The organism is Jiangella ureilytica (assembly GCF_004348545.1).
GTDB lineage: Bacteria > Actinomycetota > Actinomycetes > Jiangellales > Jiangellaceae > Jiangella > Jiangella ureilytica.
In genome coordinates this window covers 1-22,662 of record NZ_SMKL01000046.1, presented here as the reverse complement: position 1 = coordinate 22,662, position 22,662 = coordinate 1, and the positions used below count along the sequence as shown (strand labels likewise).

General features: G+C 74.1%; 20 protein-coding genes and 1 pseudogene. 9 read left to right on the top strand and 12 right to left on the bottom strand.

Annotation, left to right across the window (positions count from 1 at the left end; genetic code table 11):
• Positions 1–285: 285 nt before the first annotated feature.
• From E1212_RS19205 to E1212_RS19190, 4 genes are read left to right on the top strand one after another with little or no spacing between them, the layout of a single operon-like run.
• Positions 286–801 carry a SigE family RNA polymerase sigma factor gene (locus E1212_RS19205; protein WP_131985382.1) on the top strand — a complete coding sequence of 172 codons (516 nt, stop codon included), beginning with the start codon at positions 286–288 and terminating at the stop codon, positions 799–801.
• Complete coding sequence (locus E1212_RS19200; RefSeq protein WP_131985380.1) at positions 798–1,949, top strand: WD40 repeat domain-containing protein; 1,152 nt, start codon at positions 798–800, stop codon at positions 1,947–1,949. Before E1212_RS19205 ends, E1212_RS19200 begins: the two co-directional genes overlap by 4 nt.
• A 54-nt stretch (positions 1,950–2,003) precedes the next feature.
• On the top strand, positions 2,004–2,489 hold the full coding sequence (locus E1212_RS19195) for an RNA polymerase sigma factor (RefSeq protein WP_238992411.1): 486 nt from the start codon (positions 2,004–2,006) through the stop codon (positions 2,487–2,489).
• Positions 2,486–3,622, top strand: a complete 1,137-nt coding sequence (locus E1212_RS19190) for a hypothetical protein (protein ID WP_131985376.1) — start codon at positions 2,486–2,488, stop codon at positions 3,620–3,622. Before E1212_RS19195 ends, E1212_RS19190 begins: the two co-directional genes overlap by 4 nt.
• A gap of 6 nt (positions 3,623–3,628) precedes the next feature.
• Here the strand turns inward: E1212_RS19190 and E1212_RS19185 are convergent, their stop codons facing one another.
• Together E1212_RS19185 and E1212_RS30065 are read right to left on the bottom strand one after the other, a co-directional pair.
• The gene (locus E1212_RS19185; RefSeq protein ID WP_131985374.1) at positions 3,629–4,711 is read right to left on the bottom strand and encodes a hypothetical protein; all 1,083 of its coding nucleotides are present in this window, start codon (positions 4,709–4,711) and stop codon (positions 3,629–3,631) included.
• A 24-nt stretch (positions 4,712–4,735) separates the two neighbouring features.
• Positions 4,736–5,161: a DUF2510 domain-containing protein gene (locus E1212_RS30065; protein ID WP_203417008.1), complete on the bottom strand. Its 426-nt coding sequence runs from the start codon at positions 5,159–5,161 to the stop codon at positions 4,736–4,738.
• Between the two features lie 97 nt (positions 5,162–5,258).
• On the opposite strand from E1212_RS30065, the gene E1212_RS19175 reads away from it, so the two are divergent.
• Both E1212_RS19175 and E1212_RS19170 read left to right on the top strand, forming a co-directional pair.
• Positions 5,259–5,738 carry a DUF6328 family protein gene (locus tag E1212_RS19175; RefSeq protein WP_131985372.1) on the top strand — a complete coding sequence of 160 codons (480 nt, stop codon included), beginning with the start codon at positions 5,259–5,261 and terminating at the stop codon, positions 5,736–5,738.
• Between the two features lie 5 nt (positions 5,739–5,743).
• Complete coding sequence (locus tag E1212_RS19170) at positions 5,744–6,610, top strand: NUDIX domain-containing protein (RefSeq protein WP_131985432.1); 867 nt, start codon at positions 5,744–5,746, stop codon at positions 6,608–6,610.
• Positions 6,611–6,625: 15 nt separating this feature from the next.
• On the opposite strand, the gene ku is transcribed toward E1212_RS19170, so the two are convergent.
• Positions 6,626–7,501 carry a non-homologous end joining protein Ku gene (gene ku / locus E1212_RS19165; protein ID WP_131985370.1) on the bottom strand — a complete coding sequence of 292 codons (876 nt, stop codon included), beginning with the start codon at positions 7,499–7,501 and terminating at the stop codon, positions 6,626–6,628.
• Between the two features lie 114 nt (positions 7,502–7,615).
• Between ku and E1212_RS19160 the strand changes: the two genes are divergently transcribed.
• A complete protein-coding gene (locus E1212_RS19160; RefSeq protein ID WP_131985369.1) occupies positions 7,616–7,825 on the top strand; it encodes a hypothetical protein in 210 nt (69 codons plus the stop codon).
• 427 nt (positions 7,826–8,252) lie between these two features.
• On the opposite strand, the gene E1212_RS19155 is transcribed toward E1212_RS19160, so the two are convergent.
• The 9 genes and pseudogenes from E1212_RS19155 to E1212_RS19115 form a co-directional block, all read right to left on the bottom strand.
• Positions 8,253–8,945: an ABC transporter ATP-binding protein gene (locus tag E1212_RS19155; RefSeq protein ID WP_131985367.1), complete on the bottom strand. Its 693-nt coding sequence runs from the start codon at positions 8,943–8,945 to the stop codon at positions 8,253–8,255.
• On the bottom strand, positions 8,938–9,867 hold the full coding sequence (locus tag E1212_RS19150) for an ABC transporter ATP-binding protein (RefSeq protein WP_131985365.1): 930 nt from the start codon (positions 9,865–9,867) through the stop codon (positions 8,938–8,940). Before E1212_RS19150 ends, E1212_RS19155 begins: the two co-directional genes overlap by 8 nt.
• Positions 9,864–12,572, bottom strand: coding sequence for an FtsX-like permease family protein (locus E1212_RS19145; RefSeq protein WP_131985363.1), 2,709 nt, complete (start codon positions 12,570–12,572; stop codon positions 9,864–9,866). Before E1212_RS19145 ends, E1212_RS19150 begins: the two co-directional genes overlap by 4 nt.
• A gap of 109 nt (positions 12,573–12,681) precedes the next feature.
• Complete coding sequence (locus tag E1212_RS19140) at positions 12,682–15,744, bottom strand: hypothetical protein (RefSeq protein ID WP_131985361.1); 3,063 nt, start codon at positions 15,742–15,744, stop codon at positions 12,682–12,684.
• Between the two features lie 53 nt (positions 15,745–15,797).
• A complete protein-coding gene (locus E1212_RS19135; RefSeq protein ID WP_203417006.1) occupies positions 15,798–16,622 on the bottom strand; it encodes a TrmH family RNA methyltransferase in 825 nt (274 codons plus the stop codon).
• Positions 16,619–17,371 carry a sulfite exporter TauE/SafE family protein gene (locus E1212_RS19130; RefSeq protein ID WP_131985359.1) on the bottom strand — a complete coding sequence of 251 codons (753 nt, stop codon included), beginning with the start codon at positions 17,369–17,371 and terminating at the stop codon, positions 16,619–16,621. Before E1212_RS19130 ends, E1212_RS19135 begins: the two co-directional genes overlap by 4 nt.
• A 422-nt stretch (positions 17,372–17,793) precedes the next feature.
• Positions 17,794–18,699 (bottom strand): annotated as a pseudogene (locus E1212_RS19125) (SPFH domain-containing protein); the annotation flags it as partial.
• Between the two features lie 86 nt (positions 18,700–18,785).
• Positions 18,786–19,253, bottom strand: a complete 468-nt coding sequence (locus tag E1212_RS19120; protein WP_131985355.1) for an NfeD family protein — start codon at positions 19,251–19,253, stop codon at positions 18,786–18,788.
• A gap of 10 nt (positions 19,254–19,263) precedes the next feature.
• Complete coding sequence (locus tag E1212_RS19115) at positions 19,264–20,076, bottom strand: ABC transporter ATP-binding protein (protein ID WP_131985352.1); 813 nt, start codon at positions 20,074–20,076, stop codon at positions 19,264–19,266.
• Between the two features lie 160 nt (positions 20,077–20,236).
• On the opposite strand from E1212_RS19115, the gene E1212_RS19110 reads away from it, so the two are divergent.
• Positions 20,237–20,998 (top strand): hypothetical protein, encoded by a 762-nt coding sequence (locus E1212_RS19110; RefSeq protein WP_131985350.1) that lies wholly within the window; start codon positions 20,237–20,239, stop codon positions 20,996–20,998.
• A 69-nt stretch (positions 20,999–21,067) separates the two neighbouring features.
• Positions 21,068–22,297, top strand: coding sequence for a phosphoserine phosphatase SerB (gene serB, locus E1212_RS19105; protein ID WP_131985348.1), 1,230 nt, complete (start codon positions 21,068–21,070; stop codon positions 22,295–22,297).
• Positions 22,298–22,662 lie beyond the last annotated feature (365 nt).

The following is a 22,662-nucleotide window of genomic DNA, read 5'->3' as shown; positions in this document are numbered from 1 at the left end:
GACGAAGGCGCACGAGGGCAGGCTGAAGCGAGGCAGGGTGAACCGGGGCATGGTGGTGCCCTTCCGCAAGCCGGCGCCGCGACGAGGGCGCCGTGATGGGAGGCCGGGCGTCGTCGCGCGCGCGGCCGGTCGGCGGCGGGGGTCCGTCCGTCCGCCCGCCTCACTCCGGAGACGAAGCGGCCCCCCTTCCGGGTTGCATCGTGCGAATGTAGGACGTGGCATGCATCGCTTCGCCGCCGCCGCGCGTCCTCGGCAGTGAGAGCGTGATGGCGGCAGGGAGGCAGCGTGGACTCGCAGACCGAGGAGCAGTTCCGGCGCTTCGTCGAGGGCCGGTCGCTCGCGCTGCTACGCACGGCGTACGCGCTGTGCGGCGACCGGCACGCCGCCGAGGACCTCGTGCAGGGCGCGCTGGCCAAGCTGTACCGGCGCTGGCACAAGGTCGACGAGCCCGAGGGGTACGTCCGCCGCATCATCTACAACGACCAGGTCAGCCGCTGGCGCCGGCGCTCGGTGTTGCGCGAGGACCCGGTCGACGAGGTCCCCGAGGACGCGCTGCCCGACCGCGCCGCCGTCGTCGACGACCGGCTCGACGTGTGGCAGCTGCTTCAGCAGCTCGCGCCGCGGCAGCGCGCGGTGCTGGTGCTGCGGTACTACGAGGACCTGTCCGAACGCGAGATCGCCGCGGTGCTCGGCTGCTCCCTCGGCACCGTCCGCAGCCAGGCCTCGCGGGCCATCGCGCGGTTGCGGGTCCTGGCGCCGGAACTGACCGCCACTCTCCCCGTGGACGGAGGGCACGCATGAACCTCGAGGAGCTGCTCAGGACCGCGGTCGACGACGGTGTCCGCTCGGTGCCGCCGGGCTTCGCCGACGGTGCCATCCGGCGCGCCAGGCGACAGCGGCGGACCACCCGGATCGCTGTCGCCGGCGGCGTCGCGGCGTGCGCACTGGCGGCCGCCGCCGTCGCCGTCGTCGATCCCGCCGACCCGCGCACCGACGCCCCGCCGGCCGAGTCGCCCGATCCGGCTCCCGACGTGCTCGTCGATGACGTCACGGACTTCGACGCGGTCCGCACGGGCAGCGTCCCCAGCCTGCCGTGGTACGCCGACGGCGCCCTGCACGTCGAAGACACCTCCACCCCGTTCGACGTCCCGTTCACCGAGCTGTCGCTGGACCGGGTCGACGGCGGGTTCGTCGCGTTGGTGCGCGACCACCAGCAGGGCGCCGTGCTCTACCTCGTCCGCGACGGCGCCGAGCCGGAGCAGGTGCACGTCGGGACGCTCTCCGATGTGGTCGTGTCGCCCGACGGCCGCGCGTTCGCCTGGGCGACGCCCACCTCTGCCGGCGACGGGCCGGCGCGGGGCATGGTGACGGTCACCGACGCACGCACCGGCCGCGACCGCTTCTCGTCCGCAGAGTTCGACACCAGTGCTCACCCGGTGCACTTCGCCGGGCCGGACGAGGTCGTGGTCGAGACAGAGCTGAGCGGCGTGCTGCTCTACTCGACCATGCGTCCCGGGAGCACGGCGTCGTGGCCGGGCCCGGTGCCGTCCGACGGTTCGCAGGCCGCGATGTCGCCCGACGGGCGGCTCGTCGCAACGGTCGACGGAACGACGCACGTGATCTGGGACCGGTCCGCCGCCGAGCAGACGATCTGGAGGCTCGAGCCGGGGCAACGGGACCCCCGGTTCTCGCCGGACTCGCGGCTGCTCGCCTCGGTCGCAGCGGACGGGATCTCCGTGCAGGACGCGCTCACGGGCGCCACCTTCGACTCCTTCCCGGCCACCGACCCGGGGCCGCCGCGCTGGGAGTCCGCCGCCACCGTCGTCTTCATCGCCCGGTCCGACGACGGCGACGCTGCTGCCGAGGCCGTTGTCCGCTGCACCGTCGGCGAGGGCTGCGAACTGGCGACCGAGCCGGGTCCCCGCGGCCGGATCCGGCTCGGCGACTGACATCCGCCGGCTCAACACTTCCGGCGACGTGTGCGTGTTGACTGTGTGAGCACGATGGACGAGGACTTCGCCGACTGGTACACGGCGCTGCGGCCGCGCGTTCTGCGCGCCGTGACCATCGCCGTCGGCGACCGCGACCTGGCCGAGGAGGCCACCGCCGAGGCGTTCGCCCGGGCCCTGGCCCGCTGGCCCGCCGGCGCGGCGCTGGACTCCCCCGTCACGTGGCTGCTGAAGGTCGCCGTCAACGAGGTCCGGACGCGGTGGCGGCGCGGCCGGCTCGAGCGCCGACACCTGCAGCGCCTCGCCGCGGAGCCGGAACGCCACACCCCGGCCGCCGAACCCCGCGACGACGCCCTGTGGGCGGCGGTCGCCGCGCTGCCCGAGCGCAGCCGCCAGATGGTCGCGATGCGCTACGTCCTCGACCTCGCCGAGCACGAGATCGCCGCCGCGCTGGGGGTCACCCGCGGCACGGTCGCGTCGACGCTGAGCCGGGCCCGCCAGCAGCTCGCAACCGCCATCACCCGCGAGGAGACACCATGACCCCGTTCGACGACGACGAGCTGGCCCGGGCGCTGGCCCGGGTTCCCGTCGGCGCGTACGCCCCGCTCGGCCGGCTGCAGGGCCGGGCCCGCCAGCTGCAGGTCCGCCGCCGGCTGGCCGGCACCGGCATCGCCCTGGCCGCGGCGCTGGCCGTGGCGATCCCGTCGGCACTGGCCTTCGGCGACGGCGATGTCTTCACCCCCGCGCCCCCGGCCGGCGGCACGCCCGGCCCGTTCCCGACGGAGGGTTTCCAGACGGAGTGCCCCGCCACCTACGGCGACCGCCTGGACGCGATCGAGCCGATCGAGACCCTCGTGCACCTCGCCGGCCCGGACGCGCTGCCGCCGTCGGTCCGGCTGCTCTGGGACGAGAGCGCCGCGCCCGCACCGAGCACCGCCTCGGGCACGGACAACAGCCAGGAGACCGACGCGGTCGGGGCCGCCTTCGCGATGTGCCCTGCCAGCTGGGACCAGAGTGTGCTCGTCGTGCAGTCGGCCGACGGCGTCATCGAGCGCACCGTCCATGTCGCGGCGGTGGGCGACCAGCGCCTCGTGGGCGACGAGAGGCGGGAGCTCGAGGCCGGGTCGACGCGGATCCGCATCGACACCGAGATCGGCGAGCAGGCCGGGCTGCTCCTCGCCGAATGGGACGATGCCGAGGGCATGACCTGGCGGCTCACGTCGAGCTCGATGAGCGACGACGAGCTCGTCGAACTGGTCCAGACGATGGTGACCGAGGGTGACGAGATCGACCTTTCGGGATGGTCCGGGGCCCAGGACGCCGAGCAGGTCATCCAGCACACCGGCGCCGGCGACCGTCCCGCCACCTACGTCTACACCGCATTCGCCGAGCAGGCGCAACTGCAGCTGACAGTCACCGATGACAACCGCACCCGCTGGCTGGACGCGGGCGCCGGCACGCGCGAGGTCGACGTCGCCGGCGTCCCCGGGCTGCTGTCCGAGGACGCCGCCGGCGGCTGGACGCTCGTGTGGCAGCCGGATCCCGCGAGCACGGCCATGCTGAACGGCGTCGTGGACCCGGAGGAGCTACTGGCGATCGCCGCGACCGTCGGCCGCGTTCCCAGCAACGACCAGCGGCTCGTCGACGCCTGGACGCCCAGGGCGTCGCAGTGAGCGCCGTCAGCCGCGCAGAGCGAGGTACTGCGCCCGCGCCTCGAACACCCCGCGCATCTCGTGGGTCACGCCGGCCATGAACTCGTCGCGGTAGGTGGAGTCGGTGAGGATGGAGATGGCGTAGTAGAGCCCGGTGATCGCGGCCATCCCGCCGGCCACCCGCAGCAGCGTCTCCGTCAGCTGCAGCGGGTGGCCCCACAGGTCGAACCCGTACGCCCAGTCGCCGGCGGTGCCGGCCCAGCCGACGCCGACCTCCGGCGACAGCGCGAACAGCCCGAACGCGACGAAGAACGCGCCGACACCGACAGAGACCACGAACACCTGCAGCACCTGGCTCACCACCAGCGTCAGTCCGACGTTGAGCCGCTGCCGCCGGGTCAGCGCAGGGGTGCCCTGGTTCAGCTCGGCCTCGAGCTGGTGCACCAGGCCGGGCGCGCGCACGATCAGGAACACGAGGCCCAGGCCGAACAGCAGCCCCGTCACGACCAGCACGAACGGCCGGGGCATCGTCCCGAACATCTCCCACATCTCGGCGTTGACGAACAGCACCAGCGAGAAGATCAGCAGCAGCGGCAGCGTCCGCACCAGCCGCCCCAGCGACGCCGCGAGCTCGTCGGCCATGCGGCTGAGCGCCCAGAACACCGTCGCGATGAAGCCGAACCCCACCACCAGGTAGATCAGCAGGAGTAACAGCGTGTTGCCGGCGGCGATGGCGAGGAACTGCCGCCACTGGCCGCCGAAGATCACCGGCAGCAGCGCCGGCACCAGCACGAACGCCGCCAGCTCCGGCCATCCGACATCGTTGGGCAGCTCCAGGAACCGGCGGCCGCGGGCCCGGTTGAGCAGCCCGAACGCCACGATGAGGATCGCCATCCCACCCAGCGCCGCCACCAGGTTGAGCAGGAGCGGCCATTCGAGCTCCGTCGCGGCGAGCATCTCGCCCAGGAACACCAGCGCCAGCAGCGGGGCGGCCCGCGTGAAGATGTCCTCGCTCGCGGTGTAGTCCTCGATGAACAGCGGCAGCCCGCTGCGCCGGAACCGCCGCTCGTAGGCCCCAAGATCGTGTTCGGCGTCGTCCTGTTCAGCCACGGGTGTGGACTCTACCGACCACGCTCAGTACGCCCAGGTCGACAGCACCACGATCACCAGCGCCGTCAGCATGAACGACGCCGTCCCCGCCATGATTCCGAGCACGCCGAGCGCCAGTCGCCGCCGTCGCAGCGCCCCGACGCCCAGCCCGACGGCGACGATGCCGAGCACGACGGGCAGGAAGAGGCTGCCGTTGCCGATCTCGCCGACCGGCCGGACGAACGCGTACAGCCCGAGTGCGACGCCGATGAGTCCCGTGACGAGCGCGGCCAGGCCGAGCAGGACGCCGTCGCCAGTGGACGCCGGCTCGGGCGGCGGAACCGCCTCAGGCGCCCCCACCCGGGCCGACGGCGAGGTGTGCGACCAGAACTGGCCGTTCCACCACCGGACATTTCCGGCAGCGTCCGGGTACCATCCGGGCTGCCGTGGTTCGCCGCGCCGCTCCGTCATCCATCCCAGGCTCGCAGGCCGGCGTGAACGGAGATTGAACACCGCGGTGTCGTGACGAGCCCGGCATTGGGTACACATCGGTCCACGAGGAGGAGCTGTGGCTGAGGTTCGCTACAAGCGCGACGAGGACCAGGCAGAGCGCTACGACCGGCATTGGAACGAGCTGCTCCAAGAGCTGCGGATCGCCCAGACGGGCGTGCAGATCCTGTTCGCGTTCCTGCTGACCATCGCGTTCACGTCACCGTTCCGCAACGACTCCGACGAGTTCGCGCACGACGTGTTCGCGGTGACGATCGTCCTCGCTGCGATGTCGATGGCGCTGCTGATCGCGCCGGTGTCCTTCCACCGGATGGTGTACAAGAAGAAGCTTCGCGACAGAATGATCCCGATGGCGTCGAAGATGACCGCGGGTGGGCTGTTCCTGCTCATGCTCGCCGTGTGCGGCGGGCTGCTGCTGGCGCTGGACGTGGTGCTCGCCCGCTGGCTGGCCATCACCGTCAGCGGTGTCGCACTGCTCTGGTTCGTGACGTTCTGGTACCTCATCCCCGGGCGGGTCCGCGCGGGAGGCCGGTCTTGACGCTCGTGCACCACCGGCACGACGGTGACGGCTGGGTCGACTGCGACTGTGGTCAACGCCACTGGGGCCGGTTCGGCGCGGCCGGGCTGCTGCTGGTCGACGAGCAGCGCGGCGCGCTGCTGCAGCACCGGGCGCTCTGGAGCCACCACGGCGGCACATGGGGCGTTCCGGGTGGCGCGCGGTCGTCGGCCGAGACGGCGCTCGAGGCGGCCCTCCGCGAGGCCGCCGAGGAGGCCGCCGTACCGCCCGACGCCGTCCGCCCCAGCCACGCCTGGGTCGAGGACCACGGTGCCTGGTCCTACACGACGATCGTCGCGCACCCCACGCGACCGTTCGACGCGCGGCCGGCCGATCCCGAGAGCCTCGACATCACCTGGGTGCCGCTGGAGTCGGTCGCCGACCTGCCGCTGTTGCCGGCGTTCGGCACGATGTGGCCGCGCATCCTCGCGTCGGCCGCGGCGGAGCTGGTGCTGGTGGTCGACGCTGCCAACGTGGTCGGCTCGCGCCCCGACGGCTGGTGGCGCGACCGGGCCGGCGCAACGGCGCGGCTGCGCGACGAGCTCGGCCTGCTGGCGCCCGTGCCCGCGGCGTCGCTCGGGCTGCCCGCCACGCTGTGGTGGCCGCACATCGTGCTGGTCGCCGAGGGCAGGGCGCGCGGGGTGCCGTCGCTCGACGGCGTCGCCGTGGTCGACGCCCCGGGCAGCGGCGACGACGCCATCGCGGCCGCCGTCGCCTCGGCGGTCGCCGACCGCCCGCAGGACCACGTCATCGCGGTGACCGCCGACCGTGAGCTCCGGTCGCGGGCCGAGGCCGCCGGCGGGCAGCACATCGGCCCGTCGACCCTCCTCGAACTCACTCGCCGCAACTCCTGAGCGGCGGCCGGCGCGTCAGGCGGACTTGCGCTTGGCGGCCGTCTTCTTCGCCGCGGTCTTCTTCGCGGTCTTCTTCGCCGGGGCGGCGGCGTCGTCGGACTTGGCGGCGCGGCCCTGCTTGGCCTCTTCGACGCTGCGGCGCAGGGCCTCCATGAGGTCGACGACCTTGCCCTCGGCGGGCTCGGCCTCAGGCGGAGTGACGACCTCGGCGCCCTCGGCCTTGGCGGTGACGACCTCGAGCAGCGCCTCGCGGTACTCGTCGTGGTACTCGTCGGGGTCGAAGTCGCCGGACAGCGTGTCGATGTACGACTCCGCCATGGCCATCTCCTGCTTGCGCACCTCGACGTCCTCGTCGAGGAAGTCGAACTGGGGCTTGCGCACCTCGTCGGGCCACAGCATGGTCTGCACGATCAGCACGCCCTCGAACGAGCGCAGCACCGCCAGTCGCTCCTTGTTTCGCAACGCCACCTTGACCACGCCGACCCGGCCGGAGCGCTCGAGGGAGTCGCGCAGCAGAGCGTAGGGCTTGGTGTCGCCGGTGGGCTCGGCGTAGTAGGCGCGGTTCAGCGAGGTGGGGTCGATCTGCGAGAACGGCACGAACCCGAGCACCTCGACCGCGCGCGACGACGTGATGGGAAGGTCCTCGAAGTCTTCGTCGGTGAGCACGACCATCTGGCCGCCGGGCAGCTCGTAGCCCTTGGCGATGTCGGCGTAGGCGACCTCGTGGCCGCCGGCCTCGCACACGCGCTTGTACCGGATGCGACCACCGTCGGCAGCGTGCACCTGCCGGAAGCTGATGTCCTTCTCCTGTGTGGCCGACACGAGCCGGACCGGGATGGACACCAGGCCGAACGAGATCGAGCCCTTCCAGACCGTCTGTACTGCAGGCATGTTCCACTCCGTCCGCCGGCACCTCGTCGTCGTGCCCGTCCAAGCCTAGTGTGGCTCCTGCACGCCCCGGCGCGCCTCCTCGGCCCCGTCCACCTGGCGTGTCACTCTCGAACCATGAGGGCAAGACGAGATCTGAACGTCGCGGCGCCCGAGCTGCTCATCGGCTCCCTCACGGCCTGGTGCAGCGAGTGCGACGCGGAGACCGAGTTCGACAAGGTCCCCGGCGGCATGGGCGTGGAGTTCGCCTGCCGCGAGTGCTCGGCCGCCGTGTTCAACGGCGACCTGCCGCTGATCGAGTCGATCTTCCAGCCAGTGGCGGTCTGACCAGCGACGACGGCGTCAGCTTGCGGCGTCGCCGTGGGGGTCGCGGTGCGCCGGGTGCGCCTTGCGCCGAAGATGCGGCGTTCGCCAGCCCCTGACGCCGGCCGAACACCGGCCCCGGCGGCTCTTACCGCTGTGACTTCAGTCGGGCTGGCCGCTACCTGTCCACGGGTAGCCGGGCGGTCAGCCCCGCCGCGGTCCCGGCCCGCCGGCCGCCAGGACGGGCCGTCACGAGGATGACCTGACCATCACCACGCCTACAGGCCTCGTGCGACACGCGATCCCCTGCTGAACGTGATCAATCCGGGGGCGGAGAGCGGGTGGCGGCCCGGCGCATCCGGCCACGGCGGGACCGGCTGCCGAACACCACAGACCGGTCGCTGGGCGGATGCGCCAACCCGAGAGACCGCGCGGTCACGCCACCGCGCGGTCACGCCACCGCGGCGTCCACCACCCGGCCGTCGCGCAGTTCGACCGTGCGGTCGGCCTGCTCCATCAGCGCGGGGTCATGGGTGGCGACGACCGCGGTCATGCCGCGGGTGCGCACGAGGTGGTGGATGAGCGCCATCACCGAGGCGCCGGTCCGGGTGTCCAGCTGCGCCGTCGGCTCGTCGGCGATCAGCACCTCGGGGTCACCCGCCAGCGCCCGCGCGATGCCCACCCGCTGCTGCTGGCCGCCGGACAGCTCGTACGGCCGCTGCTCCGCGTGCCCCTCGAGGCCGACCAGCGCCAGCAGCTGCGCCACCCGCGCCGTCCGCGCGGCCGGGTCGAGCTCCTGCAGCCGCAGCGGGATCTCGACGTTCTCGGCGGCGGTGAGGATCGGGATCAGGCCGAACGACTGGAACACGTAGCCGATCTCGTGCCGGCGCACGGGGACGAGGTCCTTCTCGCTCATCGCCGACACCTCGAGGTCGCCGATGAACACCTGCCCGCTGGTCGGCCGGTCCAGCGCGCCGAGCAGGTTGAGCAGCGTCGTCTTCCCCGACCCGGACGGCCCCTTCACCACGAGCAGCTCGCCGGGGTGGGCCTCGAGGTCGACGCGGTTGCAGGCGTGCACCTCGCGCGCGCCGCTGCCGAACACCCGGCTGACGGCGACCGCCCGGACGGCGTGACCCTCACTCACCGGCGACCCCTTCCGTGCGACGGACCCGTTCGTCGGGCCACACCCCGATGTGGTCCTGCTCGAGCGCCAGCCGGACGCGGTCGCGCAGTTCCAGCGCGCCGACGAACTCGTCGGGAAGCTGCAGCCGGCCGGCGCGGTCGAGGACGGCGAACTCCTCGGCGATGTGCTGCTCCTGGCCGTGCTCGTCGAGCTCGGTGCGCCGCAGGATCTCCGTCGCCGTGCGGCCGTCGCGGATCTGCACCGTCCGCCCGACGTGCCCGGCGACCGCCTGGTCGTGCGTCACCACCAGCACCGTCACGCCGAACTCGGTGTTGGCGTGCCGGATCGCCTCGAACACGTCGGCCGACGTGGCCTCGTCGAGCTCGCCGGTGGGCTCGTCGGCCAGGAGCACGCGCGGCTCGTTGACCAGCGCGACGGCGATGGCCACCCGCTGCTGCTCGCCGCCTGACATCTCGGCCGGACGGCGGTCGCGGCAGTGCCCGACGCCCATCGCCTCGAGCAGCAGGTCGACCCGTTCCCCACGTCTGCGGCCACCGCGCCCTGCGATCGCGGCCGGGACGGCGACGTTCTCGGCAGCCGTGAGGTACGGGAGCAGGTTGCGCGACGTCTGCTGCCACACGAAGCCCACGGTGTGGCGCTGGTAGCGGACCCGCTCGCGGCCCTTCATGGTCAGCATGTCGTGGCCGGCGACCTTCGCGACGCCGGCCGTCGGGGTGTCGAGCCCGGACAGGATGTTCAGCAGCGTCGACTTGCCGGACCCGGAGGCGCCGACGACGGCGACCACCTCACCCGCATCGACACGCAGGTTGAGACCCTGCAGCGCCTGCACCTCCACGCCCTCGGCGGTGTAGATGCGCACGAGGTCCTCGCACACGATGTCGCGCCGGTCGGCGCTCCGGTCGTCCACCAGCAGTTCTGTCACGTCTCGTCACCCATCCGTAGCACGCCGGCCGGAGCCGGCCGCCGTCCCGTCAGCACCGCCACCACCACCGCCACCGCGACCACCAGCACGAAGCCCAGCGTCACCGCACCCAGCAGACCGAGCGGCAGGTGCACCGCCGGCTGCTCGCCGCCGCCGGTCAGCGACCGCAGGTCGACGCCGGAGAGCACCGCCCACGGCAGCACCACACCGAGCAGCAGCCCCGTCACCAGCGACACCGCCGCCACCGGAGCGGCCTCCCAGACGACCAGGCCCTCGCCCTGCCGGCCGGACAGCCCCAGCGTGCGCAGCTGCGAGAGCAGCCGCCCGCGCGACGGCGCCCCGACCACCATGGTGAGCACGACGGCCGCCGCGCACAACAGCCCGGTGAGTGCGATGGCGCCGACGATGGCCCGCGCGGTGCCGTCGTTGACCGGTCCGCGCAGGTCCGCCATGGCGGTGTCCGGCGTGGTCACCGTGCGCGCGCCGATCGCGCCCGCCACGGCGGCCGAGCTGGCGCTGTCGTTCAGGTCGACCAGTGTGAGCCGCGGCGGGATGATCGTCACGCCGGCCTCCTCGAGCACGCCGCGGTCGGCCAGCATCCACTGGCTGCCGGTGGTGAGCCCGGGGATCGTGCCGGCGCTCCCGGCCACCACGGCGTTCAGCCGCTCGCTCAGCGTCAGCGTGCCGGTGGCGCCGTCGTCGACGATGCCGTCGGCCACCAGCAGCGGCACCTCGCCGCCGGGTCCGAGCGTGGTCAGCCCGTCCGGCAGCGGGTCGAGCGCCGACCCGCCCGCTCGCACGGCGTCCAGCTCGGCGACGTCGACGACGTAGAGCGGGATGCGGTTGTCGATGGGGCCGACCTTGAACAGCGTCGGCCCGGTGGTGACGACGGTCGCGACGGCGGCGACACCGGGAGTCTCGCGGACGGCGGCCAGCTCGGCCTCGCTCAGCGGCGACCCGGACACCCGGACGTCGGCGCCGACCTGCTGCCAGGCGGTCTGCTCGATGCCGCGCTCCGTGGTGGACCAGACGACGGTGGAGAACGCGGCGATCGACATGCCCACGACCAGCGCCAGCATCGGCACGAAGCCGGCGACCGGGTCGCGGACGGCGCGCGCGGCGCCGAGGTAGGCGACCGTGCCGCGGCGACCACCGAGCATGCGGCCCATGGCCGCCATGGGCCGCGGGTACAGCCGCATGACCAGCACGCTCACCGCGAGGGCGAGCAACAGCGGGGTCGCGGCCGTCAGCGGGTCGACCCCGCCGCCGTCGCCGGCGTCGAGGCCACGGGCGTTGAGCGCGACGGCGGATGCCACGGCCGCGCCGACGGCGAGCCCCTCGACCAGCTTGCGGGCCCGGGACGGCCGGCCCAGGCCTAGGTCGCGGCGCACGGCGCGCAGCCCCTTCGGGCGCGCGGCCAGCGGGAGCAGGACCGCCGGAGCCAGCCCGACGGCGAGCGGCAGCAGCAGTCCTGCGCTGCCGCCGCGGCCGTCGACGACCTGCCGGACCAGCACCGTGGCCAGCGCGGCGGCCGGCAGCCCGAGCAGCAGCCCCTCGACGCCCATGAGCAGCCGCAGCTGCAGCGGCGAGGCGCCCCGGGCGCCGATGAGCCCGAGCGCCGTCCGCCGCCGCTCGACCATGAGGCGGGCGGCCAGCGCCAGCACCGCGAGGGCGACGCCCAGCGGCCCGGCGGCGACGATCGCCATGACCGCCGACGAGCTCGCGTGCCGGTCGGCGACGCGGTCGAGCACGTCGATGGAGCCGGTGGTGAGGATCGGGCTGACCAGCGTGCGGGTCGGGTCGGCGACGTCGCCCGAGGCCAGTGTCGGGGCGGCGGCGACGAACCGGCTCAGCCCGTCGCGCAGCGGCTCGGTGAACCCGGCCCGCGCGTGCGACACGTCGACCGGGAACCAGAGCCTGGTTTCGACCGGCCAGCCGATGATCGGCGCCAGCGCGGGCCACGAGTTCGGCTCGATGTACGCGGCCACCGTCAGCACCCGGCCGCGGTCCCAGTCGTCGAAGACCTCGGGCTCGAGTGCGGCGCGGTGGTGCGCCCACACCGGCGCCTCGGCGTCGATCGGCTCGTACACGCCGGACAGCCGGTAGATCAGCGGCGACGCGGTGGCCGTGGCGCCGCGCGCCGGCGCGACGGTGGTGGTGTCGCCGACCGCCCAGCCCAGTGTCTCGGCCGACGTCGCGGCCAGCATGACGTCGACGACGACCGGCTCGCCCGCCGTCTCGGGCACGACGGGCGGCGCCGGCGCCCGGCCCTCGACGACGCGGACGGTCTCGGACCAGTACGGGTCCACGGTGGGCAGCACGTCGGTGGCGCTCTCGGGCGCGTGCACCTCGACCCGGGCGGGCGGCGTGGTGACGACGAAGCGGCCCGGCCCCGTGGCCTCGCGGACCGCCGCCGGCGCGTCGTCGCGGACCGACGCGAGCGCCCTGCCGAAGGACGCCCAGATGTCGTCGCCGCTGCCGAGGGCCGGCGGTACGGCGGCCACCGACGTCACGTCGCGCAGCGTCGCCGGCGTGCCGGCCATCTCCGAGCGCAGGTCGTCGGTGAACACCTGCTCGGCCAGCCGTGGCAGCGCGGCCGCCACCAGCGCGAGCACGAACACGACGCCGACCACGACCAGCGCGGCCGCGCGGTCGGCGAGGAACTGGCGGCGGAACAGCCGCCCGGTCCCGAGACCCCGGCTCACCGTCGCGCCACCTTCCCGGTCGCGCTCCGAGACTCGCTCGCTGCGCGGGCGCCTCCGCCGCGCCCGGCGGCGCCGCGCCCGGCTCCGGCGACCACTCCGCTCGCTCGCCTCATCGCCGCTCCTCCCCCGGCACCGCGGCCGCCGCGTCACGCCCCGCGCGCGAGGCGTGCAGCAGCGCCACCGCAGCGACGACACCGGCCAGCACCAGCGCGAACACCGCCAGCGCGCCCAGGCTCGCCCCGCCCACCGGGTCGAGCGCCTCCGGCACCCCGGACGTCGCGGCCCGGGCCAGGACCGTCACCGTCAAGGCGGCGACCACCACCCCGCCCACCGCACCCGCCACCATGGCCAGGATCCCCATGCCGGCCTGCTCGATGCGCCGCGACCGGGCCTGCTCCGACGGCGCCACGCCCACGACCCGCAGCACGGCGAGCTCGCCCCGGCGCTGCCGCTGCAGCGTCGCCGCCGACGCGACCGCGCCGATGGCCGTCAGCACGATCGCCGCCGCGGCCACCGACCAGAACGCCGGCACGACGTGTCGCGCGAGCCCGTGGTCGAGCAGCCCGGACCGGACCGTCTGCCGGTCGGTGACCTGCGCGGCGACGGCCGCCCCGGAGTCCTCGACGGCCGCCGCGAGGGCCGCGGTGTCGCCGCCGGCGCCGCCGGACACCCCAGCGCTCAGCCAGACCTCGGTGATGCGCTGCGGCCGGCCGGCGGTGCGCAGCAGCGAGTCGGTGACGCTCGGCAGGTCGGCGACGAACGCGACGGGGTCGGCCACGCCCGGGACGACGGCCACGGCCGACTCGACCCGCGCGTCGACCCGGGTGCCCACGACGTGCAGGCTGACCGGGTCACCGATCTCGAGGCCGAACCGGTCCAGCGCGGCCTGCGACGCGACGACCGGGACCGGCTCGCTCGCGTCGCCCGGCGGCATGAGCCGGACGGTGGCGCCGGTGCTGTTCGCGTGGATGGCCGCCGACAACGGCGACTCGCCCGGGTCGCCGAGGCTCACCCGGTAGCTGGCTGCCAGCTGCGGCGTCCACGGCGCGACGCCGTCGAGCGGCAGGTCGGTGGCCGTGCCGGAGCCGTCGACCGCGCGCAGCGCGGTGACGGCGGCAGCGGTCGGGCCGGCCACGGACACGGTGAGGTCGGCGGCGACGACGGTGCCGAAACCGGGCAAAACCTCGGCCACGCCGTCCTCGACCACGGCCTGGGCCAGCACGCCGTCGGCGTCGGCGACCAGCAGCGTGGCAGCGGCGACGCCGTCGGTCTCGACCTCGATGCGCTCGGTGCCGGCCGGCAGCTCGATGCCGGTCATGCGCTCCCGCGCGGGGGTGACGGCGTCGGCCACCCGGGCCGCCGGGAACACGTCGTCGCGGGTCTCGACGACGTCGCGCAGGCCGTCGGACGGGAGGGCCAGCAGGGCGGCGCTCTCGTCGCCGATGCGGGCGCCGGTGGCCAGCACGCCGACCGCGTCGTCCACGCCGTCGACCCGCAGGAACGGCTCGGCGGACTCGGCCGGGCGGGCCTGGGTCAGCGGGCCGGCGCGGTCGAACGTCACCCGCACGTCGGCGCCGGTGCGCACGTCGGCGAGATCCTCCTGCAGGCCGGTCCAGGTCGCGGAGTACGCGGCCGCCAGCACGCCGGCGCCCGCCGTCACCACCACGAGTACGACCACCGACGCGTACACCGGCAGCCGGCGGGTGACCTGCCAGGCCGGCAGCAGCAGCCCGAGCCGGCGGCGGCCGGCGAGGGCGCGCTCGGCCAGGGCCAGGGGGAACGGGACGGCGAGCAGCGCGACCGCCGCGCAGGCCAGCAGCGCGAGCGCCGGGCCGGGCGTGGCCAGCAGGTCCGCACTGCCGCCGCCGTCGGCGCCGGTGCCGTAGCGGCGCAGCTGCCAGATCGCGACCGCCGCGGCGATCAGCGCGACGGCGGCGAACGTCCAGCCGATCGCCCCGGTGGCGCGCCGGCTGGTGAACGCGACGGTGTCCTCGACCCCGTGGCGCGCGGTCAGGGCGGCGCCGGTGACCAGGAGTCCGAGGGTGCCGACGGCGACGCCGGCGGCACACCAGGCGGCCACGCTCACGTCGACGGCCGGGCCGCCGCTCGCCCGCAGCGCGGCCACCGTCGCCGCCGAGCCGAGCGCCGCCGACGGCAGCACCACGGCCACCGACTCGAGCACCGACCACCACACCAGCTGCGCCGCGGACAGCCCGCGCGAGCGCAGCAGCGTCGTCTCGACCTCGCGGACGACACCGAGCAGGCGGGCGACCTGCGCCCCGGTGACGACGGCGACGGCCACGAGCACGATGAGCGGGACGGCCGAGACGCTGGTGCCGCGGTCGACGTCGGCCTCGAGGGCGGCGGCCATGGCGGCCAGCTCGCCGCTGACGGCGACGCCGCGGACGTTGACGCGGTCGTCCTCCTCGAGCGTGGTGGCGAGCCCCGGCAGATCGCCGGCCAGTGCCGCGACCTGGCCGGGTGTGATGTCGCCGGCCCGCGGGGTCACCCGCCAGCGCACCTGCGGCGCCGGCTCGACGGCGGCGAGAGCGGCCTCGCTGATCACGAACGGCCCGTAGGCGGAGCCGTCGACGCCGGTGACCTCGAGCGGGTCGCCGAACCAGAACGGATCGGCCGGGTCGGCGGGCAGCCAGGTGCCGCTGACCAGCACGCGGGTGGCGCCGATGAGGATGTCGTCGCCGGTGGCGAGGCCGAGCGCCTCGGCGGCGGTGGCGTGCAGGGCGGCGGCGACGGTCCCGCCGCGCGTGGCCTGCGCCTCGATGGGCCAGACGCCGTCGACCAGCTCGGCGTGCGCGCCGAGGTCGTCGTAGACGGCGAGGACGCCGCGCGCCTCCTCGTCGCTGCCGGGAACGGCCAGCGCGTCCTCGCCGCCGGCGAGGCTGCGGTACACCTCGAGCGGCGCCCCGCCGGAGCGGGCGGCGACGGCGTCGCGGACGGCGGCGTCCTGGTCGGCGGGGTCGGGCCCGAGGCGGGTGGTCGCCTGGACCGCGGCCTCCGTGGGCGGGGCGTCGCGCAGGGCCTCGCGGACACCGTCCTGGCTGGCCACGACCAGGTAGCCGACCAGTCCGGTGGTGACGGCGGCGACGACGAGCACCCAGGCGGCGACCGTGGCGATGACGGCGCCATGGGCTCGCGCGCGCTTGACCCTCATCGGTGCTGTCCGCCGGGCCGGCAACCGTTTCCCCCACGCATGATCGGCATAGATTACCTGTGCCGACGCAGGGCATAACAGGCCACAGCAGTCGCCGCAGCCACATTGAGACTGTCGACGCCGGCCTGCATGGGGATCCGGACCCGGCGGTCCGCCGCCGCCATCCACCGCGCCGACAGCCCGTGCCCCTCGCCGCCGACGAGCAGCGCCGTCCGGTCCGTGGGAACCACGTCGGCGAGGTCGACGGCGTCGTCGGCCGGCGTCAGCGCCAGCGTCTCGAAGCCCGCCGCGGCCAGCGCGCCCGGCGTGTCGTACCACTCCTCGACCCGCGTGTACGGGACGGAGAACACCGTGCCCATCGAGACCTTGACCGCGCGCCGGTAGAGCGGGTCGGCGCAGCGCGGCCCCAGCAGGACGGCGTCCCAGCCGAGCGCCGCGGCGCACCGGAAGATCGCGCCGACGTTGGTGTGGTCGACGAGGTCCTCGAGCACGACCACGCGCGCCGCCGCGGCCAGCACCTCAGCGACCGGCGGCAGCGGCCGGCGGTGCAGCGACGCCAGTGCGCCGCGGTGCACGTGGAAGCCGGTGACGGCCTCGATGACCGGCTCCGGCGCGACGTAGACGGGGGCGTCGCCCGCCGTGGCGATCACGTCGGTGAGCGCGTCGACCCAGCGCGGCGCCATGAGGAACGAGCGCGGCCGGTACCCCGCCGTGACGGCCCGGCGCACCACCTTCTCGCCCTCGGCCAGGAACAGCCCGTGCTCGGCCTCGAGCGACTGGCGCAGCTGCACGTCGCGCAGCGAGACGTAGTCGGCCAGCCGCTCGTCGTCGACGGCGTCGATCCCGACGATGCGGGGCGGCCGAGCCTCGCCCGTCACTGCGTCACCAGGTAGACGACCGCGCTGACACCCACCACGATGATGACGACCCGCAGCACCGCCGGCGACAACCGCCGCCCGATGCGCGCGCCCAGCAGGCCGCCCAGCGCCGACCCGGCCGCGATGAGCCCGGCGACCGCCCAGTCGACGTCGGCGACGAACGCGAACACGATGCCGGCGACCAGGTTGACCAGCCCGGCCTGCACGTTCTTGACGGCGTTGAGCCGCTGCAGCGTGTCGGACAGCGCGAGGCCCATGACGGCGAGCAGCAGCACGCCCTGCGCGGCGCCGAAGTAGCCGCCGTAGACCGCCGTCAGCAGGATCAGGAACCAGACGACGGGTCCGCCGTGCTCACGCCCGGCCGGGCGCTCCTTCAGCCGCCGGGCGATCCACGGTTGCAGGGCGACCAGCACACACGCCAGCACGATGAGCACGGGCACGATCGCCTCGAACGCCCCGGGCGGCAGCGCGAGCAGCAGGACGGCGCCCGCCGTCCCGCCGATCAGAGCCAGCAGCCCGAACCGCAGCACTCGGCCGCGCTGGCCGCGCAGCTCCTCGCGGTACCCCCAGGCGCCCATGACCGAGCCGGGCACCAGCCCGACCGTGTTGGACACGTTGGCCACCACGGGCGGGTAGCCGAGCGCCAGCAGCGTCGGGAACGTGATCATCGTCCCGGAGCCGACGACGACGTTGATCGCACCCGCCGCGAAGCCGGCCGCGACGATAGCGACGACGTCGAGCAGGCTCACCCCGCCGGAGGCGCGGGCGGAGCCGGCGGGCTCGGCGGCGTCGAGGGCGACTCGTCGTCCGCGCCGCGCTCACGCGAGCCGGCGCCGTCGTCCTGGGTCAGGTCGCGCCCGATGGCCGGGCCGGTGCTCGTCGGCGCGTCGTCCCCGGACGGCGCGGAGCCACCGCTGACGCGTCCGAACTCACCCGTCGAGACGGAGTCCTCCGACGAGCCGGGCTCGCCGGTGTTGATGCGCGCGGGCGGGAGCGGTGTCGACGGGTCGGACGCGACCTCGGCCGCCTGCAGCGCGCGCCGGACCTCCTCTTGGGCGGCGGCGGCAGCGGCCTCGCCCTCGGCGGCGGCCTCTTGCGCGGCGGCCTCGACCTCTTCGGCCGCGTGGTCGTCGACCGGGATGGCGCCCGGCGCGAAGCCGGAACCGAACCGGCCGACGGCGTCGCCGAGACCCTCGAGCGCCTTGCCGAACTCGCTGGGCACGATCCAGACCTTGTTGGAGTCGCCCTTCGCGATCTCGGGCATCATCTGCAGGTACTGATAGGCCAGCAGCTTCTGGTCGGGGTTGCCGCGGTGGATCGCCTCGAAGACGGCGCCGATGGCCTTCGCCTCACCGTCGGCGCGCAGGATCTGGGCCTGCTTCTCCGCCTCGGCCCGCAGGATCTGCGACTGCTTGTCGCCCTCGGCGGTGAGGATGGCGGACTGCTTCTGGCCCTCGGCGGTGAGGATCTGCGACTGCCGCACACCCTCGGCGTTGAGGATCGCCGCACGCTTGTCGCGGTCGGCGCGCATCTGCTTCTCCATGGAGTCCTGGATGGAGGGCGGCGGGTCGATGGCCTTCAGCTCGACGCGGTTCACCCGGATGCCCCACTTGCCGGTGGCGTCGTCGAGCACGCCGCGCAGTGCGTTGTTGATCTCTTCACGGCTGGTCAGCGTGCGCTCGAGGTCCATGCCACCGATGACGTTTCGCAGCGTGGTGACCGTCAGCTGCTCGATGCCCTGGATGTAGTTGGCGATCTCGTACGTCGCGGCCTTGGGGTCGTTGACCTGGTAGTAGATGACGGTGTCGATGGACACCACCAGGTTGTCCTGGGTGATCACCGGCTGCGGCGGGAACGACACGACCTGCTCGCGGAGGTCGAGCAGGGGCAGCACGCGGTCGATGAACGGCACCACCACCGTCAGGCCGGGGTCGAGCGTGCGCTGGTAGCGGCCGAGCCGCTCGACGATGCCGGCTCGCGCCTGGGGCACGATGCGCACCGACTTGGCCAGCGTCACCAGCACGAAGATGGCCAACAGGATGACGACGAGGAGGACGAAGATCTGACCGGCTTCCATGAACGACCTTCCGCTGCATTTCCTTGGGGCCAGGCGAGTCTGCGACAACCTATCAGTGGGTGACGGCCGTCACGGTGTCGAGGGTTCTAGCGCGGGTCGGCGTCGAACACGAGCGCCGTCGCGCCCTGAATCTCGATGACATCGACGTCACGGCCGGCCTCGATGACGGAGGTGCCGTCGTAGCTGCGCGCGGTCCAGATCTCGCCGGCCAGCTTGATGAGGCCCCGCTCGGAGTCGACGGTCTCGACGACGACGCCCTTGCGGCCGACCAGCGCGGCGGCGCCGGTGCGGGTCCTGCCACCGGTGCGCATGTGCTTCTTGGCGACCGGCCGGACGAACCCGAGCAGCGCGACGCTGACGGCGATGGCGATGACGATCTGCAGCCACAGCGCGTCGATGCCGACGGCCGCGGCGAGCGCACCGGCCAGGGCGCCGCCGGCCAGCATGAGGAAGATGAGGTCGAGAGTGGTGGTCTCGACGATGCCCAGGACGAACGCCAGGCCCAGCCACGCGACCCAGTCGTGGTCGGCGAGCCAGTCCAGGAAGTCCTGCATAGGGTCGAGTCTATGGTGTTCCGACGCTCTCGCGCGCGCCCGCGACGGCGCGCGCCGACCACCGTCCGTCCTCGTGCCGGAGGCGCAGCGGAAGCCCGAACGCCGTCGTCAGATGCTCGTCCGTCAGGGTCTCGGCGATGGGCCCGGAGGCCACGACCCGGCCGGCCGACAGCAGCAGCGCGTGGGTGAACCCGGGCGGGATCTCCTCGACGTGGTGGGTGACGAGCACGGTGGCCGGCGAGGCGGGGTCGGCGGCGATCTCGCCGAGCGTGGCGACCAGGGTCTCGCGCCCGCCGAGGTCGAGGCCGGCGGTGGGCTCGTCGAGCAGCAGCAGCTCGGGATCGGCCATGAGCGCACGGGCCAGCTGCGTGCGCTTGCGCTCGCCCTCGGACAGGGTGCCGAACGTGCGCTCGGCGAGGTGCGCCACGCCCATGCGGCCGAGCAGCCAGCGGGCGCGGTCGTCGTCGAGGTCCTCGTACGACTCGCGCCAGCGGCCGACGACGGCGTAGGCGCCGGTCCGCACGACGTCGAGCACGGACTCCTGGCGCGGGATGCGCTCGGCCAGCGCGGCGCTGGTGATGCCGATGCGCGGCCGCAGCTCGAACACGTCGACCGCGCCCATCATCTCGCCCAGGACCGCGGCGTAGCCGCTGGTGGGATGCATCTGCGCTGCCGCGATCTGCAGCAGAGTGGTCTTGCCGGCGCCGTTCGGGCCGAGGACGACCCAGCGCTGCCCGTCGGTCACCGACCAGGTGACCTCGTCGAGCAGCCGGTTCCCCGAGCGCACGAGTGTGACGTCGGCAAGTTCGAGCACATCGGACATCGCGTGGACCGGCTCCCTCGACAACGGCTGACGGAGGCGATGGCGGTGCTCGCCCCGAACCCCCGCCCGACTCTATCCGCCTTCCCCCTGACAGGACTCACCGCCGCTTGGGGACCTCACGGTCGGCATCGATCCTCGCGCGGGTCGTAGGCTCTGGGTCATGGTCACCCTCCCCCGCTCCGCACGCCTCGCGGCGTGGGGCACGGCCTGGCTGCGGAACGAGGCCGGCCTCGACGACGTCGTCGACCGCGTCCGCGCCGACGACGAGCCGCACGACGCCGTCGACGTCCCCGGCGCGGCCACCGCCACCGGATTGTCCGAGGCGCTGCAGGCGCTGCGCGGCGCCGGCGCCACGGCGTTCCTGGTCGCCCTGCCTGCGCCCGGCGACCCCACCGGCCTGGGCGGTCCCGCCGATCTCAACGGCTACGCGGTCGACGCCGGCGAGGTGGTCATCGCCGACGGCGCCCCGTACGCCCTGGTGCCCGACGTCCGCACGTTCGGCCCGCCCGGCGACCAGGGTCACCTGGTCACCTGGATGGTCCGCTCGGCGCAGCCGGCTCCTCCGGGTCCGTCCCTGTCCGACGCCGACAAGGAGCTGACGGCGGCGCTGCTGGCGGCCGGGTCGACGCTCACCGACCTCGACGTGCCGTCGTGGCGGCCCGAGGTCGAGGCGCTGCTCGGCGACATCCGGGCCAACCGCGAGTCCGATCCGCTGCCCCGTGCGTTCCCGCAGCAGGCCCAGGCCGTGGCCGCCCGGGCGGCGCGGCTGCTCGCCGTGGTCCGGTTCGCGCTGGGCGACGACGGTGGCGCGGTGACGGCGACGGAGGCGAGCTCGCGGCGGGCGGCGCTGCAGCCGCTCGAGCGGGCGTCGCGTTCGGCCCTGGCCACCGCGTGCAACGCGCTGGCCGTACGCCAGGGATGAGGCGCCACCCGACCGCGAGGTCCCAGGCGGCGGCACGTCCCACGAGGCAGAAGGAATAATGGCCTTGCGATGAGCCTGCCACCGGAACCCCCCGCGAACACCCTGCTCGTCAGTCTCACCGGCCGCGACCGGCCGGGTCTGACCGCGCAGCTGTTCACCGCCCTCTCCTCGCACGACGTCGAGGTGCTCGACGTCGAACAGGTCACGGTCCGCGCCCGGCTGGTGCTGGCCGTGCTGCTGAACCCGCTCGCGTCGTTCGACGAGGTCGCGTTCCGCCGCGCGCTGGTGACGCTGGGCGACCAGCTCGGCGTCGAGGTCGAGATCGCGCCCGGCCACGGCGACCACCGTCGTCCCCCGGGCCGGGCGCACATCACCGTCCTCGGCTTCCCGCTGCGGCCGGGCGCCGTCGCCGCGCTGACCGACACCGTCGCCAAGGCCGGCGCGAACATCGACCGCATCGTGCGCCTCGCCTCCTACCCCGTCACGTCGATCGAGTTCGAGGTGTCGGGCGCCGACCCGGCCCGGTTGAAGACCGAGCTCGCCGCCGTTGCGCTGGCCGAGGGCGCCGACGTCGCCGTCCAGCCGTCTGGCCTGCTGCGCCGGTCCAAGCGCCTCGTCGTCATGGACGTCGACTCCACGCTCGTGCAGGGCGAGGTCATCGAGATGCTGGCCGCCCGCGCCGGAGTCCTCGACCAGGTCGCGACCGTGACGGCACGGGCCATGCAGGGCGAGCTCGACTTCGCCGCGTCGCTGCGCGAGCGGGTCCGGCTGCTCGCCGGGCTGCCCGCCTCCGCCGTCGCCGAGGTCCGGGCCGAGGTGCAGCTCGCGCCCGGCGCGCGGACGCTGGTGCGCACGCTGAAGCGGCTCGACTACAAGTGCGCCATCGTCAGCGGCGGGTTCTCGCAGATCACCGACCCGCTGGCCGACGAGCTCGGCATCGACTACTCCGCCGCCAACACGCTCGAGATCGCCGACGGCGTGCTGACCGGCGGGCTGGTCGGGCCCGTGCTGGACCGGGCGGGGAAGGCCGCCGCGCTGGCCAGGTTCGCCGCCGCCGAGGGCATCCCGCTCTCGCAGACCATCGCCGTCGGCGACGGCGCCAACGACCTCGACATGATCGCCGCCGCCGGCCTGGGGGTCGCGTTCAACGCGAAGCCGATCGTCCGCAGCGCCGCCGACACCGCCGTCAACGTCCCGTACCTCGACGCGATCCTCTACCTGCTCGGCATCAGCCGCGACGACATCGAGGCCGCCGACGCCGCCGACGGCACACCCACGCCGGCTCCCCCCGTCCGCTGACGTCCGCCACCAGCCCGGAATGACCACGTTCACCACCCGGTCCCCTGCTTCACCAGGCCTGCAGCCCGGGTGATGCAGACGAATGCCTCGCGGAGTGCGGCCGGCAACCGCTGACCGCCGGTCGAGGCGAGCCGTCACGAGGATGACCCCGCCATCACCACGATGACAGGCCTGGTACGACGCGTGCTCCCCTACTGAACGTGATCTCTCTGTCAGGGTTCTGCTACCGGGGCGCTGCTCGACGGGGCGGGGCCTGGCGTGGTCGCCGGGTGACTCCAACGTGATCTGCCCGCTGTGTGTGGCTTCGGTAATGACGTGTCCATGGTGATCACGGGTGAGAGCCCGGCCGGGAGTGACTTGATAGA